General features: G+C 42.8%; 15 protein-coding genes. 7 read left to right on the forward strand and 8 right to left on the reverse strand.

The genetic code is table 11. The features are described from left to right. Window positions 1-36: 36 nt before the first annotated feature. Window positions 37-1,887: an alpha-amylase family protein gene (locus DW159_RS01030; protein ID WP_117548645.1), complete on the forward strand. Its 1,851-nt coding sequence runs from the start codon at window positions 37-39 to the stop codon at window positions 1,885-1,887. Here DW159_RS01030 and DW159_RS01035 read toward each other — a convergent pair whose 3' ends face one another. Together DW159_RS01035 and DW159_RS01040 are read right to left on the reverse strand one after the other, a co-directional pair. After that, window positions 1,888-2,940, reverse strand: coding sequence for an alpha/beta hydrolase (locus DW159_RS01035; protein WP_117548646.1), 1,053 nt, complete (start codon window positions 2,938-2,940; stop codon window positions 1,888-1,890). It lies immediately after the preceding gene. A 98-nt stretch (window positions 2,941-3,038) separates the two neighbouring features. Beyond that, on the reverse strand, window positions 3,039-3,950 hold the full coding sequence (locus DW159_RS01040; RefSeq protein ID WP_158547560.1) for an AraC family transcriptional regulator: 912 nt from the start codon (window positions 3,948-3,950) through the stop codon (window positions 3,039-3,041). 122 nt (window positions 3,951-4,072) lie between these two features. Here DW159_RS01040 and DW159_RS01045 point away from each other — a divergent pair, with 122 nt between their 5' ends. The 3 genes from DW159_RS01045 to DW159_RS01055 all read left to right on the forward strand — a co-directional run bounded on the left by DW159_RS01045 (window position 4,073) and on the right by DW159_RS01055 (window position 6,896). Beyond that, window positions 4,073-4,834 carry a response regulator transcription factor gene (locus tag DW159_RS01045; RefSeq protein WP_242992590.1) on the forward strand — a complete coding sequence of 254 codons (762 nt, stop codon included), beginning with the start codon at window positions 4,073-4,075 and terminating at the stop codon, window positions 4,832-4,834. An 80-nt stretch (window positions 4,835-4,914) separates the two neighbouring features. Further along, on the forward strand, window positions 4,915-6,498 hold the full coding sequence (locus DW159_RS01050; protein WP_117548648.1) for a sensor histidine kinase: 1,584 nt from the start codon (window positions 4,915-4,917) through the stop codon (window positions 6,496-6,498). 98 nt (window positions 6,499-6,596) lie between these two features. Continuing rightward, a complete protein-coding gene (locus tag DW159_RS01055; RefSeq protein ID WP_117548649.1) occupies window positions 6,597-6,896 on the forward strand; it encodes a hypothetical protein in 300 nt (99 codons plus the stop codon). A gap of 418 nt (window positions 6,897-7,314) precedes the next feature. Here DW159_RS01055 and DW159_RS01060 read toward each other — a convergent pair whose 3' ends face one another. The 6 genes from DW159_RS01060 to DW159_RS01085 all read right to left on the reverse strand — a co-directional run bounded on the left by DW159_RS01060 (window position 7,315) and on the right by DW159_RS01085 (window position 12,643). Next, entirely contained in the window at window positions 7,315-8,250 is a 936-nt protein-coding gene (locus DW159_RS01060) for a thiamine pyrophosphate-dependent enzyme (RefSeq protein WP_004848697.1), read from the reverse strand. A 13-nt stretch (window positions 8,251-8,263) separates the two neighbouring features. Beyond that, a complete protein-coding gene (locus DW159_RS01065) occupies window positions 8,264-9,445 on the reverse strand; it encodes a transketolase C-terminal domain-containing protein (protein ID WP_117548650.1) in 1,182 nt (393 codons plus the stop codon). Beyond that, entirely contained in the window at window positions 9,446-9,748 is a 303-nt protein-coding gene (locus DW159_RS01070) for a 4Fe-4S binding protein (protein WP_004848700.1), read from the reverse strand. Beyond that, window positions 9,748-10,323, reverse strand: a complete 576-nt coding sequence (locus DW159_RS01075; RefSeq protein ID WP_022217194.1) for a 2-oxoacid:acceptor oxidoreductase family protein — start codon at window positions 10,321-10,323, stop codon at window positions 9,748-9,750. Before DW159_RS01075 ends, DW159_RS01070 begins: the two co-directional genes overlap by 1 nt. Before the next feature lie 327 nt (window positions 10,324-10,650). Further along, window positions 10,651-11,934 (reverse strand): sensor histidine kinase, encoded by a 1,284-nt coding sequence (locus DW159_RS01080; RefSeq protein WP_117548651.1) that lies wholly within the window; start codon window positions 11,932-11,934, stop codon window positions 10,651-10,653. A gap of 1 nt (window position 11,935) precedes the next feature. Beyond that, window positions 11,936-12,643, reverse strand: a complete 708-nt coding sequence (locus tag DW159_RS01085) for a LytR/AlgR family response regulator transcription factor (protein WP_117548652.1) — start codon at window positions 12,641-12,643, stop codon at window positions 11,936-11,938. A 507-nt stretch (window positions 12,644-13,150) separates the two neighbouring features. On the opposite strand from DW159_RS01085, the gene DW159_RS01090 reads away from it, so the two are divergent. The 3 genes from DW159_RS01090 (at window position 13,151) to DW159_RS01100 (ending at window position 17,701) form a co-directional block, all read left to right on the forward strand. Beyond that, a complete protein-coding gene (locus tag DW159_RS01090) occupies window positions 13,151-15,439 on the forward strand; it encodes a hydratase (protein WP_022217197.1) in 2,289 nt (762 codons plus the stop codon). 225 nt (window positions 15,440-15,664) lie between these two features. Beyond that, window positions 15,665-16,303 carry a sugar O-acetyltransferase gene (locus DW159_RS01095; protein ID WP_022217198.1) on the forward strand — a complete coding sequence of 213 codons (639 nt, stop codon included), beginning with the start codon at window positions 15,665-15,667 and terminating at the stop codon, window positions 16,301-16,303. Between the two features lie 96 nt (window positions 16,304-16,399). Beyond that, on the forward strand, window positions 16,400-17,701 hold the full coding sequence (locus DW159_RS01100) for a hypothetical protein (RefSeq protein ID WP_147323099.1): 1,302 nt from the start codon (window positions 16,400-16,402) through the stop codon (window positions 17,699-17,701). The last annotated feature ends 35 nt before the right edge of the window (window positions 17,702-17,736 follow it).

The following is a 17,736-nucleotide window of genomic DNA, read 5'->3' on the forward strand; positions in this document are numbered from 1 at the left end:
AAGTTAATTGACTATAGTCAGAAAAGGAGAAGATAAATGGCAGGTTCAAAGACAGTGAAAAAGACTGCAGAATATACTAAGAGATTTGATGAGAGATATGACGAGCTCAAGTGGCTCTACTGTGAGCTCTATAACAACAATATGGAGGCATTTGACTGGCTGTGTGATTCTCTGTATGGTTATTATCAGGAGAGGAATGCTGATCTCAAGAAGCTGGACAGAAGCCGTGTCAAGAATCCGGATTGGTACAAGCAGAATGATCTGCTGGGTATGATGATGTACACAAATGCATTCGCGGGAACTCTCAAGGGTGTAAAAGAAAAGCTTCCATATGTGAAGTCATGTGGTGTGAATTATCTTCATTTTATGCCACTGCTGGAAAGCCCTAAGGGCAGAGATGACGGCGGATATGCTGTTGCGGATTTCAGAAAGGTAAAGCCTGAGCTTGGAACCATGGAGGATCTGGAGGACCTCACTGCAGAGTGTCACAGACAGGGTATAAGCTGCTGTCTGGATTTCGTAATGAACCATACAAGTGAGGATCATGAGTGGGCAAGGGCAGCGAGAAATGGAGATCCTGTTGCAAGATCCAGATATTTCTTCTATGATGATTGGTTCGTTCCTAACATATATGAGGAGACTGTGCCTGAGGTATTCCCAACTACGGCGCCTGGTAACTTCACATGGATAAATGACTGCAATCAGGTGGTCATGACTACATTTTACCCATACCAGTGGGATCTGAACTATGCAAATCCTATGGTGTTCAACGACATGGTCGGCAACATGCTCTATATGGCAAACCGAGGTATAGATGTCATCAGACTCGACGCTGTTCCGTATATATGGAAGCAGATAGGCACAAACTGCCGTAACCTTCCACAGGTTCACACTCTTGTCCGTATGATGAGGATAATCAGTGAGATAGTATGTCCGGGAGTCCTTCTTCTCGGAGAGGTCGTTATGGAGCCTTCCAAGGTAGTTCCATACTTTGGAACAGTTGACAAGCCAGAGTGCCATATGCTCTACAACGTGACAACCATGGCATCCACGTGGAATACGATAGCCACGAAGAATGTAGGACTCTTAAAGCGCCAGATGGATCAGGTGTGTGCACTTCCAAAGGATTATGTGTTCCTGAATTACCTCAGATGCCACGATGATATCGGCTGGGGACTTGACTATGACTGGCTGGCACAGTTCGGCATAGATGAGGTGGCACACAAGAAGTTCCTGAATGACTATTTCACAGGAAAGGGATACAACAGTGATTCCAGAGGTGAGCTCTATAACGATGATCCTAGACTCGGAGATGCCCGTCTGTGTGGAACAACAGCATCCCTGTCAGGCCTTGAGGCCGGCCAGTACGAGGCAAATGCAGACAAGATCGAACAGGCCATTGCCTGTGATCTCATGCTTCATGGATACCTGCTGGCACAGAGCGGAATCCCGGTTCTGTACAGCGGTGATGAGATAGGACAGACAAACGATTATACTTATAAGAATGATCCGGACAAATGTGCGGACAGCAGATATCTGCACAGAGGAAACTTCCCATGGGACAAGGTTGAAAATAAAGATCCTGTAGCCATGAAGATATTTGACGCGCTGCGCCACATGGAGGATATAAGAGCATCGCATGATGTATTTTCATGTAATGCAAATGTCTACACCATAGAGACAGGATGTGCAAGCGTCCTCGGAATAGTGAGGGAATATGCGGGACATGAGCTGAGGGCATTTTTCAACTTCAGCAACATGGATCAGCTCATCTGGACTATGCCTGAGGATCAGGCTGACATATATACCGATCTCATATCAGGCAAGACACTCCGCGAGCTTGGAGCAGTCATGCCTAGATATGGATGCTGGTGGTTCTACAGATAGTTATTCGGAATCTTTTTTATAGAACATAAGAAGAGTATTTTTGATAGAAGGCTTAAAGACTGTGTTATGGTCATAGCCTTCTATTTTTTCGTAGGTTAGGTTTAAGCCAGAATAATTTCTCTCTTGTAAATCATTGTAGAAATCCTCGATAGAAGATATGAAGTTTTTATCCTCATCTGCACCTACGGTTACATAGACATTAGCATTCAGAGTCTGTGTTCTGTTGTAATATTCTTCTTCGTACGTAGACATAAATTTGCCGTCAGTGATTGCCCACATGGAAGGACTGCCAATATAATAATTTGCAAATGTATTTTTTCCTATAGTGTCATTATGGAACAGAGCATAGTAAGCCCAGTATCCACCCAGGGAATGACCTGTGAGAGTCATGTTTTCAGGGTTTACAGAGTATATTTCTTCCAGATAAGGAATCAGGTTATCTACAATAAAATGCAGGAATGAATCAGGGTTAGTCTGAAGATCTCTTTTTCTGATGACATCATAATTGTAATTGTTTGGATACCCTATGCTGACAAGGATAACGTCCTGTATCTGGCCAGATGTCATGAGAGGTCTGAGTTCAGGGTGATCACTGAGTCTCCAGACTCCATCGGTCATAACAACCATTGGATATGAGCTTGCTTCGTTATAATCAGGTGGAAGAGATATATGGACAACAAAAGTGTCATCTATCTCAGCATCATAAATGGATAATTCGTTGATATAGTCTGCACAGGCGGGATCAAGCGTGGTCACCTCGTTATAATACATGTGCTCGGGAGAGAGTTTTCCCATGGTTATGCTGGCACGTTCCTCTGGAAGTAAACCTGTTGGAATTGGCGCTTCTGTAGTAAGCTCCTCAGTTGTGATTTCTTTGACTGAGGTTTCACTTGTTGTTGCTTCTTTGATTGACGTATCTTCGGATGAAGAATAGCTGGTGACCGATTGGGGGACAGTAGAGTCATTCTTAGATGCTGACGAGTGCTGATACCCGGTGACAACTAATATAATAGCTATGCTGAATGTGGTCAAAATTGTTAATTCCTTTTTCATAAAAGGCCTCCTTTGATTGTATTTAGTAATTATCATATAAGTGAGAAATACTATAAAAACAATATCACAGGAGTTGCATTATGACCTGTCAGCAATGGTTAAACCTTGTCGGGGCGGATTTGCAGGAGAAGGTAATTTTGTTCCTTTTTTAATGATACATTGCTGCACTCTAAGGTTATGTCAGGCACTATGTTATAATGAGAAAATGGTAGAAATTCTGTGTAAATTTTATACCAAAGTGACTGCTGCCCGGCAGGAGTAGTATCTGAACAGTCAAAACAGATCCATTCGCCGTCAGGAATGCTTGTTATCGAATAATCGGATATATTTAATCCGGAAATTTCTTGTTTTGTGATCATTCGTCCAAATGTGTAATTAAAGCATGAAATTTCATTATTGAACTTATCAATATTTATAAAATCATTTGATCTGTAACCGAATAAGCAGTTATTTGGTTTTTCATCAGTGGATTTAATTTCCATTAGTTTATCCCAGCTTTGAGTGCAGCATTCTCTTGTAAATTTTGGAATCAGAACATTATTTTTCGCGGTATCGAGGCTTGTGAAAACCCTGGAATAACCGGCAATACACATGTTGTTGATCTTAACGATTCTGTAGTTGAGCATAGATCCCCCATCTGCTGTGACCCTTAATACAATCCGGGTGAAATTATGGAGACCGGACTTGTTATTTCGAACATAAGTTGGAGAGTTTCCATGAAAGCGTGTGAAAGCCTTCGTGAAGCTTTCGGGTGTGTCATATCCGTATTCAAGTGCAATATCAGTCACCGTGCGGTTGGATGAAATGAGTTCTTCTCCAGCCAGGGAAAGCCGGCGGTTTCTGATATATTCCCCTATAGTATATCCCGTGATTAGATGAAATACTTTTCTGAAGTTGTCGGGAGAAGAGTAAGCCTGCCTGGCTATTGTATTTTGGTCCAATACTTCACCGTCAATAAGGTGAGTCTCAATATAATCAATTGCGTTAATAAGTCCTTCGGTCCAATTCAAATGGTTTTCTACCTCCATGTAATGTATGTATATCACTATAGCACATATTTGTAGTAAATTGTTATAATGGACATATGAAAGTCATATCGGTTTGTTAATATGCAGGTCAAGGAGGTGATGATGTGGAGAGAAATGACATAGAGGCGTCAATAAATGCCGCATATGCAGAAAAAAATTCGGAGACTTCAAGAATGAAGATGTACGCTCTGAACAAGATATTGTTGGTGGAGGATGATATACACATAAGTGAGGTCATACATGACTACTTTGTCAGAGAGAGTGGAGGTCGGATGTATGTCGAGGTGGCGTATAATGGCGATGACGGATTGGACAGTTTCATGATGGAGACATTTGATCTTGTGCTGCTTGATATCATGCTGCCAGGGATGGATGGTTTTGCGGTGTGTCGTGAGATGCGCAGGAACAGTATGGTTCCAATATTATTTCTGACGGCTAGAGATTCCGAACGGGATATTATGCTGGGCTATGATCTGGGTTGTGATGACTACATAGTGAAACCATTTTCACTTGCAACTCTGTATGCCAAGTGCAAGGCGCTTATCAAGAGATCCAAGGGGACTGACAGCAATGGAGAGCTGGTATGTGGAGCGATAAGCATGAATCCGTCAAGATATATGACGAAGGTAAATGGCGTGGAGGTCGATCTTGCACCAAAGGAGTTTGCTCTTCTGAAGATACTTCTTGAGAATAAGGGAAAGGTTATCACAAGAGAAAGACTGCTCGTTGATATCTGGGGTTATGATTATGAAGGAAGCGACAGATGCGTGGATAATCATGTAAGAAAGCTCCGGGCAGGTATAGGCAGTGCAGGAAAGCAGATAAAGACTGTGATAGGCAAGGGGTATCAGGTGAAAGAAATATAATTTATATCAGGCAAGAAATGATGATAAAAATGTCTGTATTAGAAAGCCTGGATTAGAATGTAAAAAGGGAGAAAAACGATATGACTGATAAAAAGAATAACAATAAGAAATATACATCGGCAGTAAGACGTGAGCTTAAGCGTATAGTGAGGCGAAAACTTTGGCGCGGGTTTCTGGTTGCAGGAGTTATGGTTATGCTGATCATCATAGCCGCACTTGGTTTATTGACTATAGTCAATTACAACCAGAGATCAGGATTTGACAATGATGTGAGAACAGTGTGCAATGGAATGTACAGAGTGATAAAAGATGGTGAGAGTGATCAGGAAATACGGGAAGATATAGAGGGGATACTCAGCAAATGCAATACACCTTATTTTGTATCAAAGGTTTACAGATATGACGATGGGGTTAAGCTGTCAGGACAGGATGCATGGCTTGAGGATGATGCTGAGTTTGAGGAAGATGCTGCATATGAGGATGACGCTGAGCTTGAGGATGAAGATAACAGCTCAGATACAGGCTCAGGGGATGATGATTTTCAGCCGGGAGACAGATTTGTTGAAAATGGTGTAACCTATGAGTGGATATCCACGGATGAAGGTATAACAGCTGTCAAAGTTCAGTCAGAAGATCAGGTATATGAAGATATAAGATCGGTTTCGGAGATATACCATGACTTTGTTGCGCAGGGGAAAGACAATGTGGATTTTGTAAATATGGAAAAACAGTATGAGAGCTCAAGAGCATATTTGAATGATGTATTTGAGAGGGAAGGGATGGACACCAATACAGATTATGAAGAGGACATATCCTGGAGAGGATATTACTACAGAGGCAGAACTGTGACTGTTGGTGGAAACGATTATTATGTTGCAGCTGCGATGTACGAGGATCCATTTACAAGATCTGAGATGGGGCTGTTTCGTATCATTATATATATGACGCCATTAGTTCTTCTGTGCTATGTGATAACGGCGGTGATATCCTACAGGAAAAAGAAAAAAGAGATCATTGAGGATGAGACCCGCAGAAATATCATTGCAGCTATAGCACATGATGTGAGAGGCCCGGTTACCGCCATATCAGGATATGCGGAGAACCTGCAGCAGATAGTTCATGATGCTGAATCAAGGCATTACACGGCCTCTATACTGGATAATGTTTCATATATCAATGAGATGATAACCGGTATGCTCTCATACATCAGGCTGGAAAACACACTGACTATTAAGAATGACAATGTGGATATGGCGGCGCTTGCCAGACAGGTTACAGACAGGTATACAGGTGAACTGGAGAACAGGAATATAGAGTGCGAAATCGCCGGTCATGCTGAGATACGCGCCGATGCAAGACTCATGGATATCATGCTGGATAATCTGATCATGAATACGGTAAAGTATGCGTCAGACAACAGCATTGTAAATATTGATATTGGTGTGGGCAGACTGGTCATATCAAATGATATGGATGGTGAGATAGACTGTGATCCCCCTGAGTTATGGGAGCCTATGAAAAAAGGCAATTCCGCCAGGACCGGACATACAGGAAATGGTCTGGGGCTGTCAATAGTGAAGAAAATACTTGACCTGTCAGGTTTTACCGGGGATATAGCCATGGAAGATGGAAAGTTTGTGGTTACGATCATCTGGAGTAAATAGACACAGATAATGTGTATTGAATAATAAAACGTATAATAACATATTTGACAGAAGTTATATAGATAAGAGGAGGCTGTCCGGCGTAAAATGGACAGCTAGTGTTCAGAGATGATGAACTGGTTCAGAACTATGTACTCGATATAAGCGGTGCAAAGAACATGACCTCAGATGAAAAATATGCAGTCCTTTCCAGTGTGAAACTGAAGGATGGAACAATGCTTACAGATATCGTCGAATCGGGAGACGAAAATACAAACACAGCCGGAGAATACGAACTTCTGTTCACCACAGACCGCATGTTGGATGTAAGTCAGGTAGAAAGCCTGCTGTTCTGGAAAAATGCAGGCGAAGATGCGCAATACACTTTCAATGATTTCTATGAGGTTCCATTTAACTGATATTTTTCTTTGGTGTAAAATAGCACGATAGTGCCATTGACTGAGAGTTACCATTTCTTGCTATGAAGTATGCGATGCCATTATTGTGTGATTATACACTTGCATGTAAAGAATACAAAACAACTAGAAAATCCGTATATTACAATATGCAACAATCAGCAGTTAAGAACTAAATTAAAAGATAAGATTTGATGTTCTAAGAATTACAATATATTCAAGAACAGAAAGAAATCCAGTCCAGTATATATTACGATCGGTAGTGTAGTCGACTGAGTTTCAGCGCTTCTTGCTAAGGCGAAGCACGCAACGCCCTTATCGCGTGCGTAGCCGCATGCAGATAGAAGCAAGCGGAAACGAAGGAAGACAAACGTAATCGTATATATACTGGACTGGATTTCTTTCGTCCGTTTGTTAATATTTAATTCTTAGAACATCTATACAGCAGATCCTCCCAACGGCGGTCAACCTCCTGCTGATACTGAACGAGAAGGTGCTCGTTCTCAGGCTTGAACAGGTGCTTGAATCTGCCCTGCGTTCTCAGGAAGTCCTCGATAGGAAGCTTCTTCTTAGGAGAGTAGGAGAGGATCCATTTGCCCTCAATAACCTCGAACAGAGGCCAGTAGCATGTCTCAACTGCCAGCTTGCAGATGTCCATGATCTTCTCAGTAGGGTATCTCCATCCTCTAGGACATGGTGACATGACATTGAGGAAAGCTGCGCCAGGTGTGTATATGGCCTTCTCAGCCTTCTCATAGAGATCACGCATGTTGCCGAGAAGAGTAGATTGTCCAACATATGGGATGTCGTGGGCAGCCATGACCTGTGCCAGATCCTTTCTGTTCTGCATCTTACCATTTGACTGTGAGCCTACCGGTGTGGTTGTGGTGTCAGCATACATAGGAGTAGCCGATGAACGCTGGATACCGGTGTTCATGTATGCTCCGTTGTCATAGCACACATATACCATGTCATGTCCACGCTCCATGGCACCCGACAGTGACTGAAGTCCGATGTCATAAGTTCCGCCATCACCGCCGAATGTGATGAATTTGTAAGTGTCATCTATCTTGCCTTTTTTCTTCAGAACGTTGTAGGCTGTCTCAACACCTGAGAGGGTTGCGCCTGCGTTCTCAAATGCGTTGTGTATGTAGCTGTCCTCGTAAGCTGTGTAAGGATACATGAAGGTTGAAACCTCAAGACATCCTGTGGCGTTACCGATGACCGCCTTGTCGCCCTCGTGAAGGGCGCGGAGTACAGTTCTGACAGTGATCGTACCACCGCAGCCTGCACACATTCTATGACCTGGAGCAAGACGCTCAGGCTTGTTCATTACTTCTTTAAAATTATATGCCATTTCATCTTACCTCCTACTGTCTAAGTCCTATGTACTGATACTGAGGGATCTCAGCACCGTTCTCTATCATGTCTTCAAGCTGTGCAAATACGCCTCTTGCGCTCTCCACAGTGTAGTCACGACCGCCGAGACCATAGATGTAGCTGACAGCCTTTGTGGCTGCCTGAATGTCATACAGGTGCTCCTTAACCTCTGCTGAGAGAGGTCCGCCGCCTGCTCTGAACCCTTCCGATCTGTCAAGTATAGCCACAGCCTTGGTGTGGGCGAGAGCCTTTGCAATCTCCTCGCCAGGGAATGGTCTGAATACTCTGATCTTCAGGAGTCCGACCTTCTTGCCTTCGTTTCTCAGCTCATCTATAGCTTCCTTTGTTGTTCCGGCAGCAGAACCGATCATAACGATGGCGTAGTCAGCGTCGTCAAGTCTGTACTCCTCAAAGAATCCGTAGTGACGGCCTGTCATCTCTTCGAATTCCTTTGCAACGTCAAGAATAACCTGCTTTGCATTCTTCATGGCAGTGTTCTGAGCCATCTTAGTCTCCATATAGTAAGGAGATGTGGCGTAAGGACCGACAGCCATAGGCATCTCAGGATTTAACAGATACTGCTCAGGGTTGTACTCGCCTACAAACTTCTTTACGAGATCATCCTCGATGAGGGTGATGTTTTCAACGGCATGGCTTGTGATGAAACCATCCTGACATATCATGATAGGAAGTCTGACATCCTTGTGCTCAGATATTCTGTATGCCTGAACAAAGTTGTCATATGCCTCCTGGTTGTTCTCTGCGTATATCTGAAGCCAGCCTGTATCACGTGCGCCCATACTGTCTGAGTGGTCACAGTTGATGTTGATAGGGCCGGAGAGTGCTCTGTTTACAAGTGCGAGGGCAAGTGGAAGACGATTGGACGCTGCCACGTAGAGCTCCTCCCACATGAGAGCCATACCACATGATGATGTGGCTGTGAGTGTACGGCAGCCGGCAGCCTCTGCGCCGATCGCTGCACTCATGGCACTGTGCTCACTCTCTACCGGGATAAATTCTGTATCGATCTCTCCATTGGAGATAAATGTTGAAACGAACTGAGGTATCTCAGTTGAAGGTGTTATAGGGAATGCAGGCATAACATCCGGATTGATCTGCTTTATAGCATGTGCCACAGCCTCATTTCCTGAAAGACGTTCTCTTATAGCCATTTATTTGCCCTCCTTCATAGTTATAGCTCCGAATTTGCACTGGTATGCGCATATACCGCAGCCCTTGCAGTGCTCCAGGTCAAATGCGAGACGCTTGCCTGATACGACCGGAATGCATGAATCCGGACATACAGGTGCGCACAGAAGACAGTGTACGCATTTGCTCTCGTCGAGGACAGGTGTTGAAGTCCTCCACTCACCTGTGTTAAATGCCTTGGATGTGCCACCGCCGTATACGTGGTTTCCAGGTGTGAGCTCTGTCCATTTGCTATTGTCATGTATCTTGCTTATATCTGTTCTCATTACTTCATTACCTCCCTGAAGGCGAGCTTTAATGCTTCCATGTTGCCCTCGATAACCTCTGGTTTCTTGGCAAATTTGTGCTGATATGACTGTCTCATATCTTCGAGGAAAGGTCCCTCCTCCATTATTCCGCTGACAGCAACGATGGCTGCAAGCATAGGAGAGTTAGGGAAATTCTTGCCGAGAGTCTTCATGGAGATCTCCTTGGCATCAAGTGTGTATACCCTGCCCTTGTAACCCTTGAGCAGTGGACGAACCTCGTCCGGAGTCTTAGGTGTATTTATAATGATGGCGCCATCCTCGGCGAGACCTGCAGTCACATGTACAGGTTCGATCAGAGATTCGTCTACAACAACCACATACTGTGGTTCGTAAATGTTGGAATGTACTCTGATAGGTTCACTGCTGATCCTGTTGTAAGCAGTGATAGGTGCGCCCATTCTCTCTGGACCATACTCAGGGAATCCCTGAACATATTTACCTGTTTTGAATGCCACATCTGCGAGAAGCAGGGCAGCAGTCTTGGCACCCTGACCACCACGTCCGTGCCATCTGATTTCGATAGTATCTTTCACTTTTACATCTCCTGTCAAAAATTTCTCATTAAGTTCTATTTAATTCCATTTAATATGAAAAAATAATCCTTTTGATTATACCATTTATAAACAATAAGTAAAGAATAAAATTAAGGATATATGGTGGAATACAGAAAAAATTAACGAATAATGGTGGATATGCCTGAAAATGTTAGATGTTGACGGGCTGCGCAACATAAAATCTTAAACAATAGGGAAAAAAAGATAAAAATACTGCATGTGTATATATGAAAGAGATCATTATCAACAAAAAAGACAGATATGGGATCTGTCCATAGCTGTCTTAAAAGGTCATAAAAGTGATATTTATAGTCTGACCAGAAAATGAATATAAGTCTGTCCGTCTGCTGTCTGATTGTCGAGAAGGATCTCACCGTCATATTTTTTTGTGAGTTGTTTTAACTTATAAAGACCTATTCCCCTTGAATATCTGCCATTCTTCAGCGGCTTTGTCGAGTAGCCTTTGGTGAAGAAGTCCCTTCGCATTGCCGCGGTGAGAGTAGGACCTGCATTGAGGGTCTCAATGGATGTCTTCGTTCCGTCTGAGTCGATCACTATCTCTATATGTCCTCCATCCTCGGTGGCATCAAATGCATTGTCTACCAGAATACTCATCGTATCCAGAAGTTCGAATTCAGCAGCCTTTGATGTGAGAGTCGAATTCTTGACATTTATATTGAGATCTATATTTCGCTCCTGGGCAAGGTTCATCTTGCTGAACAGGAATCCGGCGATCAGTTTCATGTTGATCCTCAGAAGGTAGGAATTTTTTATAACGTGATCGCTGCATGAGGTATCAAGCTCTTTTGCCAGAGCGGCAGAGAGTGATTCATAATCAGTGCAGCTGATCGGCAGCATGCTTATTGCCTGAAGTTCGTTGTTGTAATCGTGCTGTCTCATTCTAACCTGATCAATAAGCTCCTCTATAATAGGAAGATACTGTTCATAAGACTGCAGCTGCTTCTGGGACTCCCTGAGACTCATGTAGTTCTTGTACATTCCGGCGTACAGGATGAGTATAAGAATAACTATAAACAGGAAAGTCATAAACACATTCATGAAATCTTTAGGTGATATACGCTGGTATAAAACCATGGAGACCATGAGGGCAAATACAGCGAGTATTATATTCCTGAAAACCTGGTTTTTTATGATGAGGGTTTCATACAGCTTATCCAGGTGCCCGAATTTGTACAGCAAAACAGCTATCACAAAAGCCATAGCTTCAGTTATATATGTTGAAGCATTGGTGAAAGGGTTGTCTGTGAATTGCATGATGACAACCATCTGTATAAGGTTCAGCACTGTCATGATTATAAGAGCTATTGCGTAGCCCGTTATGATTTTCATTGGCGGATAACGGAAGACCAGGGAGTAGAATACAAAGCAGTAGATGTATGTTATCAGTGTGAATATGAACATGGAGTCTGTAACTGTGGCAATCAGAGAGACTGGTAAAGTCAGCAGAAGCAAAGGTGGAAGTCTCCTTGCTATCTGGGAAAATTTTACATTGTATATCGCCATCATGAATATTAAAAATACAAAGGTATCAAGCAATATCTTGGAAAGAAAGTTAAAATATGCAGCCATTTTATCTGTACTCCTGGTAAGTTTCTATAATAGTTTTATATTTGCGTCCAACCGGTATGGACTCCTGAGTCAGCTTTAGCTTTATAAGTGAATTGGATCTGTCATAACTCTGTATGTAGTTGGGATTGAAGTAATAGCTTTTGTGGCATCTTACCAGAGAAGCATCACCGGCATCCTGCAAAATTGACTCGAAGGTCGGGTTGGTGACGATAAAATCGCCGTCGGATGTGAAAATGTGCTTGTGGTGGCCGGATGCACATACATAAATTATTTCATCCATGCTTATATGGAAAAGTATTCCCTGGATATCCTTTACGCGGATCCTTGATGTCTGGTCGTCAGGCTGTGTGAGCACCGAGTTGATACCTCCTACGACATCGATTCTGTCATAAGGCTTTGAGAAATAATACTGGCAATGATACTTGTTGATGACATCAAGGTTTGGAACGGTGATATCGGTGATGAAGATGACAGGTGTGTCACTGTATTTGGGAATTCTTCGGAGATAACCACATACATCCAATCCGGTCTTCCCTCCACCGAGATCAATGTCCAGTAAAAAGATATCAATATCAAATGAATCTATTATTGTTATGGCATCGTTGTAAGTTGATGCAGTGTTGACAACAGCGTCTGCGTACTCTTCTTCAATTATATATTTTAAGCCGGTAAGCTGGATATTGTCATCCTCAACAATCAGAAAATTCATAATCAAACACTCCTGTGAAAAATTGATAGATAAACAAAACTCTTAAATTATTAACATATCAGGAACATTCTATCATACAAATGGGAATTTCTACAATAGGTATAATTAAAGTATATGTGTGTTGTAAACGAAAATTTATGTCGTTCAGGTTGTTATACGCGTCGTTTGTGTCGATTTATGTCAAAACTATTGGAAAAATTATACAAATAGTATAGTGTATGTAACAGAGAATAATTAACTCTGAGGGGAGATTGATTATATAGTGTCAGATAGGATGTATCAGGTACAGGTATTTCGGTTAAGGGTATCTGTACAGTATATTCAATCTGATGCATCGGAGCTGCCATATGTGCCTGGGCATGTATGGCAGATTTTTTGCGTTAAGCTGTAATATAATACTATTTAAAATTTGAAAATAATATGGTATGATGTAGAGAAACATGGGGTTTTGTATACATCTGTGTGAAATTCCATAAATGACAAAAAGCTATTACCAGGAGGAAGAGTATGATTAAATTATTTGACAACGGTGCTTATCTGTTACATGGTACAGAGCTGGTTGAGGATAATGCTGAGGCAGGTGCAGTTCTCGCATCAAAGCTTGGCAGTGCTCCATCAAAGGAAGAGGCATCAAAGAACACACTTGCTTACGGAATATTGGCTAAGCATAACACATCTGACAATATGGAGAATCTTAAGATCAAATTCGATAAGATGACTTCACATGATATAACATTTGTAGGAATCATCCAGACAGCAAGAGCATCAGGTCTTAAGGAGTTCCCTATACCATATGTACTTACAAACTGTCACAACTCACTGTGTGCCGTAGGTGGAACCATCAATGAGGATGACCACATGTTTGGCCTCTCATGTGCGAAGAAGTATGGCGGCGTGTATGTACCACCTCATCAGGCGGTCATCCATCAGTTTGCAAGAGAGATGCTGGCAGAGTGTGGCGCCATGATACTTGGATCAGACTCACATACACGTTACGGTGCTCTTGGTACTATGGCTATTGGAGAGGGCGGCGGTGAGCTCGCAAAGCAGCTCCTGTGTAAGACATACGATGTTGCAAAGCCGGGCGTTATCGCAATCTATCTCGACGGAGAGGTACAGAAGGGGGTTGGTCCTCAGGATGTGGCACTTGCCATCATCGGAGCAACATTTGGCTGCGGATATGTCAAGAATAAGGTCATGGAGTTCGTTGGTCCTGGTGTTGACAAGCTCTCAGCAGATTTCCGTATCGGTATTGATGTTATGACAACAGAGACAACATGTCTGTCATCAATATGGAAGACAGATGACAAGATAAAGGATTGGTATGACATTCACGGAAGAAGTGAGGCATACAAGGAGATGAATCCTGGCGATGTGGCTTACTATGACGGAGTCGTATATGTAGATCTGTCAACAGTTAAGCCAATGATAGCTATGCCATTCCACCCAAGCAACACATACACCATCGACGAGCTGAATGCCAACCTCATGGATATCCTTGATGATGTTGAGAAGCGTGCACTTGTAAGCCTTGACGGCAAGGTCGACTTCACACTCAAGGATAAGGTAAGAGATGGCAAGCTGTATGTTGAGCAGGGAATCATCGCCGGATGTGCCGGTGGTGGATATGAGAATATCTGCGATGCGGCTGATATCCTCAGAGGCAAGAGCATAGGCGCTGACGAGTTCACACTGTCAGTATATCCTGCAAGTACACCTATATATATGCAGCTCGCAAAGAACGGTGTTCTGGCTGATCTCATCGAGACAGGTTCCATCGTTAAGACAGCATTTTGTGGACCTTGCTTTGGTGCCGGTGATACACCTGCCAACAATGCATTCTCCATCAGACATTCAACAAGAAACTTCCCTAACAGAGAGGGCTCAAAGATACAGAATGGTCAGATCTCATCTGTTGCGCTTATGGATGCGCGTTCTATCGCAGCAACTGCAGCCAACAAGGGCTATCTGACATCAGCAACAGACCTTGCAGATATAGAGTACACACATCCAAAGTATTTCTTCGACAAGGCTATATACGACAGAAGAGTTTACAACGGTGTTGGAAAGGCTGATCCTTCGGTTGAGATCAAGTTTGGTCCAAACATCAAGGACTGGCCTGAGATGGTTCCTCTTACAGACAACCTTCTCCTCAAGGTGGCATCAGTTATACATGATCCTGTAACAACAACAGATGAGCTTATCCCATCAGGAGAGACTTCATCATACAGATCAAATCCTCTTGGACTTGCAGAGTTCACTCTGTCAAGAAAGGATCCTGAGTACGTTGGAAGAGCGAAGGCTATCCAGGCTGTAGAGAAGGTTCGTGAGGCAGGTGAGTGCATGGGTAAGGCATTCCCAGAGGTCAAGGAAGTTATGCATGCTATCAAGGAGAAGTTTGAGGACGTATGCGGAAGCAACACAGGTGTTGGAAGTACCATTTATGCTGTTAAGCCAGGTGACGGTTCAGCCCGTGAGCAGGCTGCATCATGCCAGAAGGTTCTCGGTGGATGGGCAAACATTGCAAAGGAATACGCTACAAAGAGATACAGATCAAACCTTATCAACTGGGGTATGCTTCCATTTGTGATCGACAAGGATTTCGACTTTGACAATGACGATTATGTATTCATCCCAGGAATCAAGGATGCTGTGAAGAACAAGACAGAGGTCATCAAGGCTTATGTTGTGAACAAGGATTTTGCTGAGATAGAGCTGAGACTTGGAGAACTCACAGACGATGAGAGACAGATCATAACAGATGGCTGCCTCATCAATTACTACAAGTACAACTAAATGATATATATGGTGCCGAGTGCGCCATGTATGTACATTTGAATATAATGTATATACGACGATATAACAGGCATCATCATGGGCGCTTTAGTGCGGCTTGGTGGTGCCTGTTGCTTTCATATAGCCAGTGTGATCATGATGTGATAATCCACGATGTCAAAAAGAAACGGATTTACAACATGGCGGGTTTATGAAGACAAAAATAAAATACAGGAGGTATTTACAATGGGAAAATCAGAGCTGGAAAAGATGCACACATGTGAGCTTTATCTTCCGGGCGATGAGGATATCGCCAGAGAGCAGATAAAGTGTCTGGACAGATTATATGACTTCAATATGACCAGACCAACAGAGATGGTCAAGCGTCAGCAGATGCTCAAGGAGATGTTTGAGGAGATAGGAGACAACTGCTATATAGAGCCACCACTCCATGCAAACTGGGGCGGCAAATTTGTTCACTGGGGCAGCAATATATATGCGAATTTCAACCTTACAATGGTGGATGACACACATATTTACGTTGGTGACTACACCATGTTTGGACCAAATGTAACTCTGGCAACAGCGGGACATCCAATAAATCCTGAGCTCAGAAAACAGGGCTATCAGTACAATGCACCTATAACTATAGGAAAGAACTGCTGGATAGGTGCAGGAGTTACGATACTTCCGGGGGTGACTATAGGTGATAACACCGTCATAGGAGCTGGAAGTATGGTCGCAACGGATATACCATCAAATGTAGTGGCTGTCGGAAACCCGTGTAAGGTTCTTCGAGAGGTAAATGAGCGTGACGCAAAGTACTATTTCAAAGATCACAGAATCGACTTCTTCCAGTACAACAACGTAAGCAAGAATGACTGATGAGGTGGATAATTGAAGGTTACATGCAAAAGCTGCGGTAAAAAATTTTACCCCGAAAAGACAGGGCATATGTGTCCGAGATGCGGTTCGTGGTATGTGGAAAAAAACAGAGATGGGCAGTTTGAAAGCGGAGCAGCCTCGTCAGATGCCGGAGATTACAATCAGGATCAGACATCATATACTGAAGACAAGAATAAACAGTATGGAAACGTGCACAGCGAGTGGTTCATGAAGAAAGAAAAAGACGTACTCGATAATGAAAAGAGACTAGAAAAAGTCAGCATGATAATTATCATTGTATTTTTCCTGATAATAAGTTTGGGGACCGTTTATTCGGCGCTCACGTCAGATCATGACAAAAGTCTTGGGTTTGATGTAGGATCAGAAGACGAATATGAGGATACAGATGATGAAATATACAGTGGCGATGGGAATTATTATGTTGATAGTATCCCGGTCAAAGGATATGCATTTGGAGACAAGATGGTGAATGTGGATCCTGACGGAAATACGGCGTGGTTGACGATAAATTCAGTGGAGCCTATAGAGCTGGAAGATGCCGATATTCCCGAAGGATATGTAGTATATGACATGGAATATGAGATGGATACTCCGAACGATGGGGATTCAGATGCGGAGGATATGTCAGACGGAGGGGATTATTTTGATGTATATCTCAGATCAAAATCTTGTATGATGTTGGAACCTATGAGTCAGGAGGACATAGACATTTTGGTGTCATATGATGGATATGCAGATGTCAATGACATATCAGAAGTAGTGGATGCTGATCATGGACATATGTACTTTATGGTCAGATCAGGTGATTATGGGTATATGGTTGTATACTGCCAGAATGATGATCCTGATTCACCGAAAGGTCAGTCTACTCCTACAAATATTATGTATGTGGTAGGTGAAAAGGCTGATGCGTCGGTTTGGTATGATGTGAGTAAGCTTGACACTCCTAAAGGAAAGTTATACAAAATATACGATGGAGAGTATGGACAGAAAATTGAGAATGATAAGAAATATACTCTTCCTGGCGGGGCGGAAATTACCACTGATGAGATAAGTTATCTGAGTGAAGTGGAATTTGATTATGACAGTTATGACTATTATCTGGTGAGCGATATACTGTTAAATCACGGCGCGAGAACAGGAAACTTTGACATTGTGGTTATAGATACGGACAGTGATACGGATCCAATAAAGAGAAAGATTTTCTATGGTGAATATACAGATGATGCCCTTACCCCAATGTCTGTGGTGTATCAATATGTTGTGTACGGTATCCCGAAGGGGCAGGATAAGATCATAAATGTTACATATGAATTTGGATCAGTGCTGGATGAACTGCAGCATGAGACCGCAAGACTTCCGGTTCCAGAGCAATAATACTATATATGTTTCTATATATGAAAGACTATTAT

Origin of the sequence: Coprococcus sp. AM14-16, from assembly GCF_003434675.1 — a bacterium.
GTDB lineage: Bacteria > Bacillota > Clostridia > Lachnospirales > Lachnospiraceae > Coprococcus > Coprococcus aceti.

Excerpts from the sequence above, each read along its gene's own strand:
- DW159_RS01085 (WP_117548652.1), bottom strand. The coding sequence starts at position 12,643 with ATGAATTTTCTGATTGTTGAGGATGACAATATCCAGCTTACCGGCTTA.
- DW159_RS01070 (WP_004848700.1), bottom strand. The coding sequence starts at position 9,748 with ATGAGAACAGATATAAGCAAGATACATGACAATAGCAAATGGACAGAG.
- DW159_RS01030 (WP_117548645.1), top strand. The coding sequence starts at position 37 with ATGGCAGGTTCAAAGACAGTGAAAAAGACTGCAGAATATACTAAGAGA.
- DW159_RS01090 (WP_022217197.1), top strand. The coding sequence starts at position 13,151 with ATGATTAAATTATTTGACAACGGTGCTTATCTGTTACATGGTACAGAG.
- DW159_RS01050 (WP_117548648.1), top strand. The coding sequence starts at position 4,915 with ATGACTGATAAAAAGAATAACAATAAGAAATATACATCGGCAGTAAGA.
- DW159_RS01080 (WP_117548651.1), bottom strand. The coding sequence starts at position 11,934 with ATGGCTGCATATTTTAACTTTCTTTCCAAGATATTGCTTGATACCTTT.
- DW159_RS01065 (WP_117548650.1), bottom strand. The coding sequence starts at position 9,445 with ATGGCTATAAGAGAACGTCTTTCAGGAAATGAGGCTGTGGCACATGCT.
- DW159_RS01095 (WP_022217198.1), top strand. The coding sequence starts at position 15,665 with ATGGGAAAATCAGAGCTGGAAAAGATGCACACATGTGAGCTTTATCTT.
- DW159_RS01035 (WP_117548646.1), bottom strand. The coding sequence starts at position 2,940 with ATGAAAAAGGAATTAACAATTTTGACCACATTCAGCATAGCTATTATA.
- DW159_RS01060 (WP_004848697.1), bottom strand. The coding sequence starts at position 8,250 with ATGGCATATAATTTTAAAGAAGTAATGAACAAGCCTGAGCGTCTTGCT.